This window comes from Nonomuraea sp. NPDC049625 (genome assembly GCF_040675285.1).
Taxonomy (GTDB): Bacteria; Actinomycetota; Actinomycetes; order Streptosporangiales; family Streptosporangiaceae; genus Nonomuraea; species Nonomuraea angiospora_A.
This window is the reverse complement of record NZ_JBFAOQ010000001.1, coordinates 435,807-451,687: the sequence shown is the minus strand read 5'-3', so window position 1 is coordinate 451,687 and position 15,881 is coordinate 435,807. Positions and strand designations below refer to the sequence as shown.

The following is a 15,881-nucleotide window of genomic DNA, read 5'->3' as shown; positions in this document are numbered from 1 at the left end:
ACGGAGGCGCGGGGGCGGCGCGGACGGCGGAGTGCGCGGGACGGGCGGAACGGCGCCGGGCTGGTGGGACGGTGATGTGCCGGCGACGGGCGTGGGAGCGCCGGGGTGTGGGAGCGGCGACGGGAGGGACCGGCCGGGTGAGGGTTGGCCGCGGTGAGGGGGTGGCCGTATGAGGCGGACCGTGGTGCGCAGTGAGGCGGACCGTGGTGAGGGGTGTGGAGGACGTGAAGGGGTGACCCTGGTGGGGGGGTGGAGGAAGTTGGGAGTTGGGTGGGGTCCGGAGGTGTGGGGGGTTAGACGAGGCGGCGGGCGGTGGCCCAGCGGGAGAGTTCGTGGCGGTTGGAGAGTTGGAGCTTGCGCAGGACCGACGAGACGTGGGTTTCCACGGTCTTGACGGAGATGAAGAGCTCCTTGGCGATCTCCTTGTACGCGTACCCCCGCGCGATCAAGCGCAGCACCTCGCGCTCGCGCTGCGTCAGGGAGTCCAGCTCGGGATCGATGGACGGCGCCTCCGACGAGGCGAAGGCGTCCAGGACGAACCCGGCCAGCCGCGGCGAGAAGACCGCGTCCCCCTCCGCCACCCGGCGGATGGCGTCCGTCAGCTCCTTGCCGCTGATGTTCTTGGTCACGTAGCCCCGCGCCCCGCCCCGGATCACGCCGATGACGTCCTCGGCGGCGTCCGAGACCGACAGGGCGAGGAAACGCACCTGGGAGCCGGCGCCCAGGACCCGGCGCAGCACCTCCTGGCCCCCGCCGCCCGGCATGTGCACGTCCAGCAGGACCACGTCGGGCTGGTGCTCGGCGATCGCCTTGACGGCCGTCTCCACGTCCTCGGCCTCGCCCACCACCTCGATCGAGTCGCCCAGTTCGGCGCGTACGCCGGAGCGGAACAGCCGGTGATCGTCGACGATCAACACGCGCGTCATGCCTTCTCCACCTTCATGGTCAACATCACTTCCGTGCCCTCACCGACGGAGGTGCGTACCCGGGCCGTGCCTCCGTGGCGTTCCATTCTCCCGATGATGGACTCCCGAATGCCCATCCTGTCGAGTGGCACCGCGTCGAAGTCGAACCCCTTGCCACGATCCTTCACGAAAATCGTGACCTCTTCACCCTCTACTTCGGCATAGACGGAAATAGCTGGACTCTCAGAGTATTTGGCCGCGTTGACCATCGCCTGCCGGGCCGCCTTGAGCTGGGCGGCCAGCTTACCCGCCGGGTCGAGGGCGATGTCCCCCACGCAGACGACCTCGATGGGCACCCCGTGGGCGTCCTCCTCCTCCGCCGCGATCCTGCGTACGGCGGCCGCCACGGTGGCGTCGGCGTCCTGGGCGGGCTGGTAGAGCCAGTTGCGCAGGTCGCGCTCCTGGGAGCGGGCCAGCCGGGTGACCTCGCGCGGATCGTGGGCGACGCGCTGGATGAGCGTGAGCGTGTGCAGCACCGAGTCGTGCACCATGGCGGCCACCTCGGCGCGTTCCTCCTGCCTGATGCGCTCGCGCCGCTCCAGCTGCAGCTCTTTCCACAGGCCGGCGAGCCAGGGCGCGGCGATGACGGCCAGGCCGCCGACCACCACGACGGTGAAGAGCAGGCCGGGTTTGGCCTGGTTCAGCTCGCCCTCCGCGTACAGGAAGCCCGCCGCGCCGATCACCACGAGCACCACGCCGAGCAGCGTGCGAACCCGGTTCTTCCTGATGCTCGTGGTGGCGCCCTGCACCCAGCTCTTACGGCGCTCCGGGTCGGCCTGCTGCCAGAGGATCAGCGCCCCGATCCCGCCCACGGCGAACGGAAGCATGCCGATCCCGCCCTGGGACGCCCCCGTGAGCCAGCCGAACGCGAACAGCGCCACCCCGATCGCGCTGAACGCGGCCAGCTGGCTCCAGTCCCGCTGCGGCGGCTGCCCCTCGTACGGTTGCCGGGGCGTGACCATCCACAACACGGCGTACGCCACCATGCCGACCCCGTCGACCACGCTGAGCAGCACGAACATCAGCCTGATCACCACGGGATCGAGCGAGAGCTGCGTCGCGAGGCCCTGGGCGACACCGCCCAGCAGGCGGCCCTCCATGGGGCGCATCAAGCGCCGATAAGGCGCGTCGCCGGTCGGCTCGGCGAGAGTCTTCTGGTCAGCCATAACATCGCCATAGTCACATGTCGGGGGCACTTCGGGCATCAGGGAACAACCCCCGGGTCGGGTCAGGGGTGTCCCGGATGCGAGCACACCACACGTAGGTCCACGATGGTGACATGACAGAAGCTCCGCCCAAAGAACCGGCCGCCCTGCCCCGGTCGCTGCGACGCAGCAACGAGGGGCGCTTCCTCATGGGGGTCTGTTCCGGTCTTGGGCGGCACACCGGCATCGACCCCGTGGTGTTCCGCGTGGCTTTCGCCGTGCTTCTGCTGGGCTCCGGCATCGGCCTGTTCCTCTATCTCGCGGCGTTCCTGCTGATGAAGGAGCCGAACGGCAAGCCGGGGATCATCGAGCAGTGGACGCGCCGCGACTTCGACGCCGAAACCGTGATGGCGTTGATGACGGCGGTGCTGGCGTTCGGGCTGGCGCTCAACCTGGCGACGGTGTGGCTTGACGTCGGCACCCTGGTGGTGGCCGTCCTGCTCGCCGTCTCGCTGCTCGCCGCCCACTCCAGCGGGGTGGACCTGCTGGGGCTGGCCCGCTCGATGCCCGAACGGCTGAGCAGGAGGCAGCGGCACGCGACCGCCGCTCCCGAAGCCCCGCCGGTCAGGCCCACGCCCCCCGCGGAGCCGTCGCCGGTATGGTCCTCCCCGGAGTCGTCGCCGGTGAGACAGCCCACACCCCCGCCCACACCCGCGCCCTCGGCGGGGCCACCGCCGGTCAAGGAGCCCGCTGCCCCGGAGCCGGTGCAGGAGGCGGTCGTCCCAGAGCCGGTGCAGGAAGCTGTTCGGGAGCCGGAACCGCCGACCCGGGTGCACGAGGCCGCGCCCCCCGCGCCCCCCGCGCCGCCCGCGCCCGCCGGTAAGGACGCGCCCGCCGGTGAGGATGCCAAGGTCACCGCCGAGCACCGAGTCCCCTCGTACCAGTCGCAGCCCAGAACCCGCCTCGACTACACCCCCTACGGCGAGCCGTTCGCGCCGAAGGGCCCCTACCAGCCGCTCGACCCGGCCAAGCGGGCAGCAGGCTACTCGCCGTACGACCCCGTCCTGTACGGCCGTCCGGTCCCCAAGAGGGAGCGGAAGCCGCGCCCGAGGTCGTTCATCGGCGCCATCACCATCCTGCTGGCAATCATCATTGGAGGGATCGTCGTGGCGGTCCAAGCCAGGTCGGCCGCCGGAGTGAGCCCGACCATCGTCGGCGGCGCCGTGCTCATCACGATCGGCGCCGGGCTGCTCATCGCCGCCTGGTGGGGACGCGGGGCCGGACTGGTGGCCGCGGGGACGCTCGTGGCGGTCATCGTGGCCCTGGGCTTCGTGCTCGGAGGCATCCCGCGGAACATCGGCGAGTCGGACTGGGCGCCGACCAGCGTGACCCAGTCGACCATGCTGTACGACGTCGGGGTCGGCGACGGGCGGCTGGACCTGTCGGAGCTGAAGCTGGAGCCGGGCACCGAGGTGACGTTCAACGCCGCGGTGACGATGGGTGAGCTGATGGTGATCGTGCCGCCGACGGCCAGGATCGAGGTGCACGCCACCAACAAGGTCGGCGACATCAAGGTCGACCATTCGGTCAGGGGCGGCGTGGACGTGCGGTACAACAAGGTGCTCGAGCCCGAGGTCAAGCCTGACGGCAAGGTCTCGACCATCGTCCTCAACCTGCGGGGCGGGCTCGGGGACATGGAGGTGCGGCGTGCCGCGTGACGTCGAACGCCCGCGACGCCTGCATCGCACGGACTGGATGGCGCTGCTCAGCGGTGTGCTCTTCGTGGTTCTGGGCATTCTCATAGTGACACGCGCGATCACGGATCCGCTGGTCCTGATCGGGGTATTGGTGCTGGGATTGGCGTTCGCGGGGCTGGTGGCGATCATCGCCAGGGTGGTTCGCGGTAAGTAACCCTTGACCGGGAAAGACACCGGCGTAGTTTCGGGTGTGTCCGCCAATCCCCTGCTCCTGAGGGAGGACGTATGCCCCGAATCACCGTCACCGTCGACGGGATCAAGTACGAGGAGGATGTGGAGCCGCGGCTCCTGCTCGTACATCTGCTACGAGAGCGGCTCGGCAAGACCGGCACCCCCATCGGGTGTGACACCAGCAACTGCGGCGCCTGCACGGTCATGCTCGACGGCAAGAGTGTGAAGAGCTGTTCCGTGCTCGCCGTGCAGGCCGACGGCTGCGAGGTCCTGACGATCGAGGGCCTGGGCGTCAACGGGTCGATGCACCCGATGCAGCGGGCCTTCCACGAAGAACACGCGCTCCAGTGCGGTTACTGCACGCCCGGCATGGTCATGGCCGCGATAGACCTGCTCAGGGAGGATCCCGAGCCGTCGGAGGAGACGATCAGGGAGGGCCTGGAGGGCAATCTCTGCCGCTGCACCGGCTACTGCAACATCGTCAAGGCCGTCCGCCGGGGCGCGCAGGAGATGGGGCGGGCGGTGACCACGCCATGACCGTCCAGCAGGAGATCGGCCAGGAGATCGGCCAGGAGATCGGCAGGCCGAGGAAGCGCAAAGAGGACGCCAGGCTCCTGACGGGGCGCACGCAGTGGACGGACAACCTCGTCCGGCCGGGCATGCTGCAGGTGATGTTCCTGCGCAGCCCGATGGCTCATGCCCGGATCACCAGGGTCGACGTGTCGGGGGCGCGCGAGCTGCCCGGGGTCGTGGCGGCCTTCAGCGGCCAGGACTTCGCCGCCGAGCAGGGCAGCCTGCCGTGCGCGTGGCCGGTGAGCGAGGACGTCGTCATCCCCGACCACCCGCCGATGGCGGTGTCCGAGGTCAGGTACGTCGGCGAGGCCGTGGCCTGCGTGATCGCGACCGACCGCTACCGCGCCGCCGACGCGCTCGAGGCCATCGACGTCGAGTACGAGCCGTTGCCCGCGGTCCTCGACATGAACGAGGCGCTGACGGACGGCAGCCCGAAGGTGCACGAGGCCGGCAACAAGGCGTTCAGCGTCAAGATCAACTCCGGTGACCTCGAGGCCGCGTTCAGGGACGCCCCCGTCATCATCGACCGGACGTACATCCAGCAGCGGCTCATCCCGAGCGCGATGGAGCCGCGGGCGGTCATGGCCGACACCGACGGCGACGCGTTCACGGTCTGGTCGTCCACGCAGATCCCCCACGTCCTGCGGGTCATGCTGGCCGTCGTGACCGGCATCCCCGAGCACAAGATCCGCGTGATCGCCCCCGACGTGGGCGGCGGGTTCGGCTCGAAGCTGCAGGTCACCGCTGAGGAGGTGCTCTGCCTGCTGCTGGCCCGCAAGCTCGGCAGGCCGGTCAAGTGGACCGAGTCCCGTTCCGAGGGCAACCTGACCGTGCACCACGGCCGCGACCAGATCCAGCACATCCGGCTGGCCGCCGAGGCCGACGGACGCATCCGCGGGCTGCAGGTCGACCTGCTGGCCGACATGGGCGCGTACCTGATGCTGGTCACGCCGGGCATCCCGCTGCTCGGCGCGTCGATGTTCAACGCGATCTACAAGATGGACGCGTACGAGTTCGGCTGCACGGGCGTGTTCACCACCAAGATGCCCACGGACGCCTACCGGGGCGCGGGGCGGCCCGAGGCCACGTTCGGCATCGAGCGGATGATGGACGAGCTGGCCGCCGAGCTGAAGATCGACCCGGTGGAGGTGCGCAGGCGCAACTGGATCAAACACGACGAGTTCCCGTACACCACCATTTCCGGCCTGACGTACGACTCGGGCAACTACGAGGCGGCCACGGACAAGGCGCTGGCCCTGTTCGGCTACGACAAGCTGCGCGCGGAGCAGGCCGACCGGCGTGACCGGGGCGACCCGGTGCAGCTCGGCATCGGCGTCAGCACGTACACGGAGATGTGCGGCCTGGCCCCGTCCAGGATGCTCGGCGAGGCGAACTACGGCGCCGGCGGCTGGGAGCACGGCTCGGTGCGCATGCTCCCCACGGGCAAGGTCGAGGTCATCACCGGCACCTCGCCGCACGGGCAGGGCCACGTGACGTCGTGGAGCCAGATCGCGGCGGACGCGCTCGGCGTGCCGTTCGACGACGTCACGGTGCTGCACGGCGACACGGCCATCGCGCACAAGGGTATGGACACCTACGGCTCGCGCTCGCTCGTCGTCGGCGGCATCGCCGTGCTGAAGGCGTGCGAAAAGGTCAAGGACAAGGCCCGCAAGCTCGCCGCGCACGTGCTCGAGTGCTCGCCCGAGGACCTGGAGTACGCGGGCGGGGCGTTCAAGGTGCGTGGCACGGACGCGCAGAAGACGATCCAGGAGCTGGCCTACGCCGCATTCACGGCGCACGACCTGCCGGATGGCGTGGAGGCGCGGCTCGACTCCGACGCCACGTTCGACCCGGAGAACTACTCCTTCCCGCACGGCACCCACCTGTGCGCGGTGGAGGTGGACACCGAGACGGGCATGGTGAAGATCCGCTCGTACGTGGCGGTCGACGACGTCGGCAAGGTCGTCAACCCGCTGATCGTCGAGGGCCAGGTGCACGGCGGCATCGCGCAGGGCATCGCGCAGGCGCTGTTCGAGGAGGCCGTCTACGACGCCGAGGGCAACCTGCTGACCACGACGATGGCCGACTACCTGCTGCCGTCGGCGGCGGACCTGCCGGCGTTCCAGCTCGACCGGACCGAGTCCCCGGCGACCAGCAACCCGCTGGGCGTCAAGGGCGTGGGCGAGGCGGGCACGATCGCCTCGACCCCGGCCGTCGTGAACGCCATCGTGGACGCCCTGCGCCCGAGCGGCATCCACGACGTGCAGATGCCGTGCACGCCCGAACGCGTATGGCGTGCCATGGAAGGAGTGCGGCGATGATCCCCGCGCAGTTCGACTACGTGCGGCCGGGTTCGCTGGCGGAGGCCTGCCAGGAGCTCGCCTCCGACGAGGACGCCAAGGTCCTGGCGGGCGGGCAGTCGCTGCTGCCGCTGATGCGGCTGCGGATGGCGTACCCGTCGAAGCTGGTCGACGTCGGCCGGCTGCCCGAGCTGAAGGGCGTGCACGACCGCGGCGACCACGTCTTCATCGGCGCGATGACCACGCACGACGAGATCCTGCACTCCGGCGTCGTCCGGGCCGACTGCCCGCTGGTCGCGCTGGCCACCGCCCAGGTGGCGGATCCGGCGATCAGGCACCGCGGCACGTTCGGCGGCTCGCTGGCCCACGCGGACCCGGCGGGCGACCTGCCCGCCGTGGTGCTGGCGCTGGACGGCGCGTTCGTGGCCTGGTCGCAGGAGGGTGAGCGGGAGATCCCGGCCGCCGAGTTCTTCGTCGACTACTGGGAGTCGGCGCTGGGTCCCGGCGAGGTCCTGGTCGGGGTGAAGGTCCCGAAGCTGGGCGCGGGCTGGGGCTTCCACTACGAGAAGTTCCACCGGACCGCCCAGGCGTGGGCGATCGTCGGCGTGGCCGCCGCCGTCAGGCGCTCCAACGGGTCGATCGCCGAGGCCAGGATCGGGCTGACGAACATGGGTTCGACGCCGCTGCGCGCCCACGCCGCCGAGTCCGCCCTGGAGGGCGTGGAGCTGGGCGACCAGGTGCGCCAGGCGTGCGCGGAGGCGGCGGCCGGCACCTCGCCGCCGTCCGACCTGCACGCGCAGCCCGACTACCGGCGGCATCTGGCCAGGGTCCTGACCCACCGCGCGGTACGCACGGCGGCCGGATCGCCCTGACCACCGAGGTCCGAGGGGGCGCCTCTTCCGGGGCGCCCCCACCCCGACGTAGTGTCGCAACCAGCGGGAAAAGGAGCGGATCGATGGCGATGCGGTTCGAGCACGAATTCACTGTTCCAGTTCCGATCGAGCAGGCGTGGGCGGTGCTGCTCGACGTCGAGCGGGTCGCGCCGTGCCTGCCGGGGGCGACGCTGGACATCTTCGAGGGTGACGAGTTCACCGGCAGGATGAAGGTCAAGGTCGGCCCGATCGTGGTGACCTACAAGGGCTCGGCCAGGTTCGAGGACGTCGACAAGGACTCGTACACGCTCACCATCCGGGCGTCCGGCAAGGAGGCCCGGGGCTCCGGCACGGCCTCGGCCACGGTCAAGGCGCGGTTGGCGCCGGTCGACGAGGCCACGCGGGTGACTGTGGAGACGTCGTTCAACGTGACCGGCCGGCCCGCCCAGTTCGGGCGCGGCGTGATGGCCGAGGTCGGCGGCAAGCTCATCGAGAAGTTCGCGGCCAACCTGGCCGAGCTGCTGTCCGAGCCCACGGTGGAGCTGGTCGCCGCCACGCCGGGACCTGAGGAGGAGCGGCACCTGACCGCGGTGCCGACGCCGCCCGAGCCGGAGTCGCGGCCCGCGGGCACGACCCGCACGTCGCGCACGGCCGACGAGGAGGCGCTGGACCTGCTGGAGATCGCCGGGCAGCCGCTGCTGAAGCGCCTGGCGCCCGTCGCGGGCGCGCTCGCGGCGCTGCTGGTCATCGTGTGGGTGATCCGCCGGCTGCGGCGCTGATCGCCTAAAGGGCTGATTTTCAGCAAATACTCCATCAAGTCCGGACACTTCGCCCGAGCTGGGGGAAGTCCCATTTCCGCAGGTGGTCGAACCAGCGGGGGGACGTGGGATGCCGGACTGCACCGTGGTCGTGATCTCCTACAACGACGCGGCCCGCCTGCCCAGGGCCGTGCGATCCGTGCTCGGGCAGTCCCTGCGCGACCTCGAAGTGATCATCGTGGACGACGCGAGCACGGACGGCACGCCGGAGGTGGCCGCCCGGCTCATGGACGGCGATCCGCGGGTGCTCTACCTGCGCAGGCAGGTCAACAGCGGGGGCTGCGGCGCGCCCAGGAACGACGGGCTCGACGCCGCGGCCGCGCCGTACGTGATGTTCCTCGACAGCGACGACGAGCTGCCCAGGCACGCCTGCAAGAGCCTGCTCACCGAGATCGAGCGGACCGGGGCCGACTTCGTGTCGGGGCAGATCTCGCGGCTGTTCGAGTCGAACGGGCGGCTGAGCCCCTACTATCCCGAACTGTTCGCCAGGCGGAGGGTGGTGGAGGGGATCCGCCAGGAACCCGACCTGTTCCTCGACTGCTTCAGCACGAACAAGCTCTACAACGTGGGCTGGCTACGGGAGCACGCGCTGCGCTTCCCCGAGGACATCCATTACGAGGACCACGTCTTCTCGACCGGGCTGTACGCGGTCTCGCGCAGGTTCGCGATCGTGCCGTGGACGGTCTACCTCTGGCACCGGGCGGCGACGAACGACTCGATCTCGCTGAGCGTCGACGACCTGGAGAACGTGCGGCAGCGGGTCATCGCGGCGCGGCTGAGCGACGACGTCCTGCGCGCCCACGGGGCCGGGGACCTGGTGCCCCAGCGGCAGCGCCGGTTCGTGCGCCAGGACCTGCGGGTCTACCTCAACCCGCTGCCGGCGCGGGAGCCGGTGTGGGTCAAGGAGTTCGCCGCGGTGGTCCGGCCGTACATGGAGGAGATGCCCCGCTGGGTGCTGGAGGAGCTGGAGCCGCTGGACCGGGTCTGCTGCCAGCTCATCCTCGACGACCGAACCGAGGACCTGCGGGTGGCCGCGGCCTCGCTCACCGGGCCGAGGGCCGCCCCGCGCTCGGCGGTGCGGCTGAACGGGCGCACGTACTGGGGGACGACGGTGTCGCCCGGCATGGACATCACGAAGCTGCGGCTGGCCGAGCTGCCCTTCTCCGAGTCCAGGCTGCGCCACGAGCTGACGGAGATGCTCTCGGACGGCGAGCGGGTGCGGATGACCGTGCGCACGTACGACCCGTTCGGGGCGCTGCCGCTGGACTGGACGGCGGTCCTGGAGCTCGGATCCCTGAAAATCCCGATAAAGCCGCAGCCGTCCGGCGGTGGAGGCTACGTCACCGACGTCGTCTGCAGGCCCACGGGCAGGTGCGAGCCGCGCATCGTCTTCACCAGGACCTCCGACGGGCACACCACGGCCGACCGCATCCTCGCCGACCCGCGGCTGCGGCCCGTCGAGCTGCCGGGGTGCACGGTGAAGGCCGCGGGGTGCGCCGCGTACCTGTGCGTGCGTCCCGACTCCGTCACCCGCTCGGCGCTGCGGCGGGTCAAGCAGGCGCTGATGAGCCGGCTCAACACGCCGGCGAACAAGCTGCGGGCCTACAAGCTGCTCATCAAGGTGGTGCCGCCCCGGCAGAACCTCGCCCTGTTCGAGTCCGACGTCGGAAAGGGCTACAGCGGCAGCCCCCGGGCCATCTACGAGGAGCTGCGCCGCCGCGACCTGCCGATCGACGTCGTCTGGTCGGTGGCCAAGGGGCGCCGGAACTTCCCAGCCGACGCGCGGCTCGTCCGGCGCGGGAGCTGGGCCTACGTCTGGACCATGGCCCGGGCCGGGATCTGGGTGGACAGCCACGGGTTCCCGCTGGACTACCCGAAGCCGCACGGCACCCGCTACCTGCAGACCTGGCACGGGCAGGGGATCAAGTCGATCGGGTTCGACGCGCCCGACCTGCGTACCGACTTCGACGGGCCGCGGGCGCAGTGGCGGGCCGCGGTCGGGCGGTGGGACGCGCTGGTCTCGCCGAGCGCCGAGTTCTCGCGAGTGTTCCTGCCGTCCAACGGCTATGCGGGGAAGGTCTACCGGTACGGGACGCCGCGGTGCGACGCGCTGGTACGGGCCGAGCCGGCCGATGACGTGCTGGAGCGGCTGGAGATCCCGCCCGGCCGAAAAATCCTGCTTTATGCGCCTACGTACAGGGATAGCGTCAAAGGCAGCGGCCAGTCCGTACGGGTGGATCTGGAGCTGCTGGCCGACGAGCTGGCCCGCGAGTGGGTGCTGATCCTGCGTACGCACCCGGTCGAGCGATACAGCCCGCCCGAGCACCTCAAGCACTTCGTCCGGTCCGCCGGGTCGTACCCCGAGATCAACGACCTGATGCTGGCCTCGGACGCGTTGCTGACGGACTACTCCTCGGTGATGTGCGACTACGCGCTCACCGGCAAGCCGATGCTGTTCTACATCGACGACTGGGACGACTACCGGCTGGCCGAGCGCGGCGTGTACCACGACCTGCCCGCCATCGCGCCGGGCCCGTGCGTGTCGACCACCGCCGAGCTGGTGGACGCGCTCAGGCGGCTGCCCGACCTGCACAACGCCTACGCCGGCCGGTACGCGGCCTTCCGCGACCTGTGGTGCGCCGACGAGCGGGGCGACGCGGCCGCCAGGATCGTGGACGACTTCTTCGAAGGTGCGCGATGAGCGTCGTCTTCGCCTGCGTGGACGCCGACACGCTCGGCGGCGTCCAGCGGGTGACGCACACCCTCGCCCAGGGGCTGGCCGGGCGCGGCCACGAGGTGCACGTGATCGGGCTGCACCGGGCGGCGGCGCCGTTCCGGTACGTGGACCGCCCGCTCTACCACCACCACGTGATCAGCCGGCGGCCGACGGAACCGCAGGGCCTCCTGGCCCGCAAGAGAGCCGGCCGGCGGCTGAAGGAGCTGCTCGGGAAGATCCGGCCCGGCTACGCCGTGATGACCTCGCCGGCCGCGGTGGCCCGGGTGTCGAGGCTGCTGCCCGCGGCGTTCCGGCCGATCGGGCAGTATCACGGCTCGTACGACCACGCCCGCGGCTGCTGGCACCTCGGCTCCATCAAACGGCACTACCCCGGCCTCGACCAGGCGGTCTTCCTCAGCGAGGACGACGCCCGGCTGTTCTCCGAGCACGCGCTGCTGCCCAACGCCTGGGCCCTGCCGAACCCCCTGGCCCACTGGCCGGAGGAGCTCTCCGCGCTCGACGCGCCCCGCGTCCTCGGCGTGGGCCGGCTGGAAGGGGTCAAGCGGTTCGACCGGCTGATCAGCGCGTTCGCCCGCTCGGGCGCGCCGCCCCCGTGGGAGCTGCACCTGATCGGCGACGGCACCGAGCTGGACCGGCTGCGCGAGCACGCGCACGGGGAGGGCGTCGGTGACCGCGTGGTCTTCAAGGGGCTGGTGCCGAGCGACCGGATGCCCGCCGAATACCTGAACGCCTCCGTCCTGGGCCTGACCAGCGGGCACGAGGGGCTGCCCGTCGTGCTGCTGGAGTCGGCCGCGCACGGGGTGCCGTCGGTGGCGTTCGACGTGTCGGGCGGCGTGCGCTCCGCCGGGTCCCTGCTGGTGCCGCCGGGGGACGTGGACGCGTTCGCGACCGCGCTGGGCGGGCTGGTCGCCTCCTGGGAGGAGCGGCGGCGGCTGGGGGCCGACGCCCGCGCACGGGCCGAGGCGTTCCGCCTCGACCACGTGCTCGACGGCTGGGAGCGGCTGTTCGCCCACATCCGGCGCTAGACGGCACCAGACGGCGCTATTTAGACGGGCTCGGCCAGCTCCGTACGGTGCTGAGGCACGCCCGCCAGGGAGCGCTGGCGCGCGGTGAGCATCGCGCCCACGGGGCTCGGCTCACGCAGCCGGTTGAACCGGTCGCGCATCTGCTTGCGCATGCGGCTGGCCTTGCGCTTCTGCATGGTCTTCTGGCAGGCCGTCACGTGCTCTTTTGCCGGCTTGGGCGCGCCGGTCAGCTCGTACCCCATGGACTCCAGGCGGTCGCCGAGCATGTGCTCGCACAGCGCGATCTCCCAGTCGTCCAGCCGGTTCGCCCAGCTCCCGACGCGGCTGCGGATGACCTCGCCGTGCGTGTTGCTGTGCCAGACCTTGTGCTGGGGCACCGCCACGCTGGCCGCCTCGCGCGGGGAGATCATCGAGGCCGAGAACTCCTCGTCGAGGAAGTGGCAGAGCTTCTTCAGCTCGGTCATCGGGTCGTCGGTGAGGTCCTCGTAACGCAGCTCGTAGTACGTGTCCTCGCCCAGCGTGCGCTTGAGCCGGCCGCCCGCGTCGATGGCCTCGGCCCAGGTGGCGACCGCGTGGAAGGAGTCCAGCGTGTACCAGGGCATCTCCTTCAGCGAGGCCACGCAGTCGCGGCCGTCCCTGATGAGGTGGATGAACTGGGCGTCGGGGAAGAGCCTGAGCAGCAGGTCGACCTGCTTGACGTAGCTGGGCCGCTTGTCGCCCCAGCGGACCTTGTCGAACCGGTCGGCGTACATGCGGAAGGCCGTCCCGATCACCGATCCCAGCGAGCCGGGCCCCTCCACGGCCTGCCTGACGAAGTCGTCCTTGTCGATCTTGAGCTCGCGGAACTTCGTGCTGCGGTCGGTCGCGATCCACTGCGCCAGCGCGCGGCGGCGGGAGACGATCCGCAGGTCGCCCCACGTCCGGCGGCGGTAGTAGGCGGGAATGAGGAATCGCGTCTCCGGCGGCACCGCCATGCGGGGGTGCGAGTGGAGCATGAGCTGGAGCATCGTGGTGCCGGACCGCGGACATCCAATGACGAAGACTGGCCGGTCGGACATTTCGTAGTAACCCCCGAAAACTAGACGAGAACGTGCTCTCGACTCTCCTGAGAGGAGGGCACACCGTGCCTGCGCGTGAAGCGCCACAACCGGTAGACGAGGAAGACCTCGTTGACCAGCAGCAGCGCCCCGGCCACCGCGGCGAGCGGGATCAGCGCCCATGCCCCCGCAAGGGGCGCGACCACGAACACCGCGGCGTGAAACTCGATGCCGCTGATCAGGTGCGAGCGGACCCGGTGCCGGGCCAGGAACCTGTTGAACCGCTTGGGGAAGCTGCGCGGCCGGCGTGGCCTCGGGACGAGAGCCACCCGCTCGAGAGAGTCGATGTCCTCCTCGGACTCGGGCTCAGGCTCGCGCTCCCCCCGCTCCTCCCTGACGGCATCGCGGACGCGCTTCATCTGCGGCGCGTTGACGTACCGGAAGAGGTCCAGTACGGCCACCGCCGCCCCGAGCACGACGTAGCGCACATCCGAGGTGAGGGTGTACTGCCCGTATGCCAGCCCCCCGGCACACAGGACCACCCTGACCCGGTCCCCCACGTAGTCGAGCCAGAGGCCGAACGGCGTGCCCGTGCCCTTCAGCCGGGCGATTTTGCCGTCCACGCAGTCGATCATGAAGCTGAGATAGAAAACCACGGCGCCCGCTACGTGGTGGTTCAGGGCGAAACAGGTGGCCGACACCGCACCGAGGACCAGCGAGAGCACGGTGAGGCCGTTGGGCGTCAGCTGGGTGTGGTTGGCGATGGGAAGGGCGACCCGGCAGGCGACCGGGTCCACGAAGTAAACGGTCCACCAGGAATCTCTCCGCTTGCGTGTCTCGAAGACGTCATCGAGCGAATAGGTCCTCATGGACTCCAGCATGACCACGCGACGCGCCTGATCGATTACTGTCTGGAACTACTGGGTGATGTCCATGCCGCTTCTTGACCAACCCGGCACGGAAAACCGCCACGCGGAGTTCGCGTCCCCGTCCCTGAACCAGCTCTTGAGCACGAGGCCGCGGGTCTCGGCGCGCACCATGAGGCGCCAGGTCGGCCCGCCGCCTTCGAGCCGCTTGGGGTCGAAGGCGGCGAAGACGCCGTGGCGGCCGGCGCGCCGCACCTCCAGCGGCACCCGGCGACGGCCGTCGCTGAGCCACAGGCTGACCTTGCCGACCTTGCGGTCGACCCGGTGGATCGCCACCTGCCCGCGCAGGCGGTATTCGGACCCGGTCCACGCGCACTCCTCGACCCTGGCGACCACTTTGAGCTCGTCGCGGGCGTCGAACACCTCGTCGGGGATCCGGAGCCGGCGGCGCTTGCGGAAGAAGGGATAGTCGCCGTACCAGTTGGTGACGCGCAGCCCCCGCGGCACGATGCGGGTGCCGTCCTCGCAGGTGCGCCGGAACTCGCGTACCTTGCGCAGCTCGGCCACCAGGCCGCGCCTGAGCAGGTGCAGCTCCAGGCGGCGCAGCGACGGCGCGGTGGCCAGCGCCTTCGGGCTCAGCGTGGCCAGCCACGCGTCGGCCAGCTCCAGCAGCGCCCCCGGCTCATCGCTCTCCTCCAGCGCCTGGAACAGGAACACGATGTCCTTCTCCAGCACCAGCGCGTCGAAGCCGTCGAGCAGCTCGGGCGCCCGCTCGTCGAGGAAGGAGCGGACCGCGCGGATGGCGGCCAGCCGGTCCCACAGGTTGGGCAGCTCGGCCCGGCGCTGCGTGATCGAGGTCTCCCCCGCGTCCCGCCTACGCCAGTGGTAGACCACGTCGCCGACCATGTCGACGCTGCCGGCCAGGACGTGCGCCTGCATCGCGACGGGCACGTCCTCGTAGATGCCGGCGGGGAAGGCCAGCGCGTTGCGCTCCCAGAAGTCGCGCCGGTAGACCTTGTTCCACACCGTACGATCCCTGACCAGCACCTGCTTGTCGGTGATGTGGGTGCACAGCTCCGGCCGCCTGAACGCCTTCTCGTGCAGGATCGACTCCTCCAGCACGCCGTCCACGAGCCGCGCCACCGCGCCGCACGCCAGGTCGGAGCCGGTCTCCGCGAGCGTGCCGACGAGCCGCCCGTACGCCTCCGGCGGCACGACGTCGTCGCTGTCGGCGAACGCGAGATAGGTGCCGCGGGCCTGCCGGATCCCCACGTTGCGCGCGGGACCCGGCCCGAGGTTGTCCCGCTGGTCGATGAGGACGAAGCGGCCGTCCCGCGCGACGAAGTCGGCGGCGACGCGCCGGCTGCCGTCGTCGGAGCCGTCGTTGACCAGGATGACCTCGATGTCGTCCAGGGTCTGGGTGGCCAGCGACTTCAGGCATTCCGTGATGTACGGCTCGACGTTGTAGATCGGGACGACCACGCTGAGCAGGGGGATCATCCGATTTGCTCCTTGGCTCTCGGGATGTGGGTTCGAGGGCAGCATGCCTTGACCACTCCGCGGATTCCGTGTCCCTGATCAGCTCTTTACCGGACGCATAATCGGCTACGTTGAG

The 15,881-nt window shown here is 70.4% G+C and carries 13 protein-coding genes; 8 read left to right on the top strand and 5 right to left on the bottom strand.

The window, feature by feature from the left end; translation table 11 throughout:
• Nucleotides 1-293: 293 nt before the first annotated feature.
• A complete protein-coding gene (locus AB0J87_RS02305; RefSeq protein WP_185070757.1) occupies nt 294-926 on the bottom strand; it encodes a response regulator transcription factor in 633 nt (210 codons plus the stop codon).
• Nucleotides 923-2,131 (bottom strand): PspC domain-containing protein, encoded by a 1,209-nt coding sequence (locus AB0J87_RS02300; RefSeq protein ID WP_363962274.1) that lies wholly within the window; start codon nt 2,129-2,131, stop codon nt 923-925. Before AB0J87_RS02300 ends, AB0J87_RS02305 begins: the two co-directional genes overlap by 4 nt.
• Before the next feature lie 113 nt (nt 2,132-2,244).
• On the opposite strand from AB0J87_RS02300, the gene AB0J87_RS02295 reads away from it, so the two are divergent.
• The 8 genes from AB0J87_RS02295 to AB0J87_RS02260 all read left to right on the top strand — a co-directional run bounded on the left by AB0J87_RS02295 (nt 2,245) and on the right by AB0J87_RS02260 (nt 12,363).
• Entirely contained in the window at nt 2,245-3,828 is a 1,584-nt protein-coding gene (locus AB0J87_RS02295) for a PspC domain-containing protein (protein ID WP_363962273.1), read from the top strand.
• Nucleotides 3,818-4,021 (top strand): hypothetical protein, encoded by a 204-nt coding sequence (locus AB0J87_RS02290; protein ID WP_350731169.1) that lies wholly within the window; start codon nt 3,818-3,820, stop codon nt 4,019-4,021. The genes AB0J87_RS02295 and AB0J87_RS02290 overlap by 11 nt, the downstream gene beginning before the upstream one ends.
• 71 nt (nt 4,022-4,092) lie before the next feature.
• The gene (locus AB0J87_RS02285) at nt 4,093-4,575 is read left to right on the top strand and encodes a (2Fe-2S)-binding protein (RefSeq protein WP_350731167.1); all 483 of its coding nucleotides are present in this window, start codon (nt 4,093-4,095) and stop codon (nt 4,573-4,575) included.
• Complete coding sequence (locus tag AB0J87_RS02280; protein ID WP_363962272.1) at nt 4,572-6,932, top strand: xanthine dehydrogenase family protein molybdopterin-binding subunit; 2,361 nt, start codon at nt 4,572-4,574, stop codon at nt 6,930-6,932. The genes AB0J87_RS02285 and AB0J87_RS02280 overlap by 4 nt, the downstream gene beginning before the upstream one ends.
• Nucleotides 6,929-7,783, top strand: a complete 855-nt coding sequence (locus AB0J87_RS02275; protein WP_363962271.1) for a xanthine dehydrogenase family protein subunit M — start codon at nt 6,929-6,931, stop codon at nt 7,781-7,783. Before AB0J87_RS02280 ends, AB0J87_RS02275 begins: the two co-directional genes overlap by 4 nt.
• Before the next feature lie 83 nt (nt 7,784-7,866).
• Nucleotides 7,867-8,562: an SRPBCC family protein gene (locus tag AB0J87_RS02270; protein WP_363962270.1), complete on the top strand. Its 696-nt coding sequence runs from the start codon at nt 7,867-7,869 to the stop codon at nt 8,560-8,562.
• Between the two features lie 109 nt (nt 8,563-8,671).
• Nucleotides 8,672-11,302: a CDP-glycerol glycerophosphotransferase family protein gene (locus tag AB0J87_RS02265; protein WP_363962269.1), complete on the top strand. Its 2,631-nt coding sequence runs from the start codon at nt 8,672-8,674 to the stop codon at nt 11,300-11,302.
• A complete protein-coding gene (locus AB0J87_RS02260) occupies nt 11,299-12,363 on the top strand; it encodes a glycosyltransferase (protein WP_363962268.1) in 1,065 nt (354 codons plus the stop codon). The genes AB0J87_RS02265 and AB0J87_RS02260 overlap by 4 nt, the downstream gene beginning before the upstream one ends.
• Nucleotides 12,364-12,383: 20 nt before the next feature.
• Here AB0J87_RS02260 and AB0J87_RS02255 read toward each other — a convergent pair whose 3' ends face one another.
• Genes AB0J87_RS02255 through AB0J87_RS02245 form a run of 3 tightly spaced genes read right to left on the bottom strand, consistent with a single transcriptional unit; the run spans nt 12,384 to nt 15,766 of the window.
• Entirely contained in the window at nt 12,384-13,421 is a 1,038-nt protein-coding gene (locus tag AB0J87_RS02255) for a sulfotransferase (protein ID WP_350731155.1), read from the bottom strand.
• 20 nt (nt 13,422-13,441) lie between these two features.
• On the bottom strand, nt 13,442-14,269 hold the full coding sequence (locus AB0J87_RS02250; protein WP_363962267.1) for a CDP-alcohol phosphatidyltransferase family protein: 828 nt from the start codon (nt 14,267-14,269) through the stop codon (nt 13,442-13,444).
• Between the two features lie 48 nt (nt 14,270-14,317).
• Nucleotides 14,318-15,766, bottom strand: a complete 1,449-nt coding sequence (locus AB0J87_RS02245; protein WP_363962266.1) for a glycosyltransferase family 2 protein — start codon at nt 15,764-15,766, stop codon at nt 14,318-14,320.
• Between the last annotated feature and the right edge of the window lie 115 nt (nt 15,767-15,881).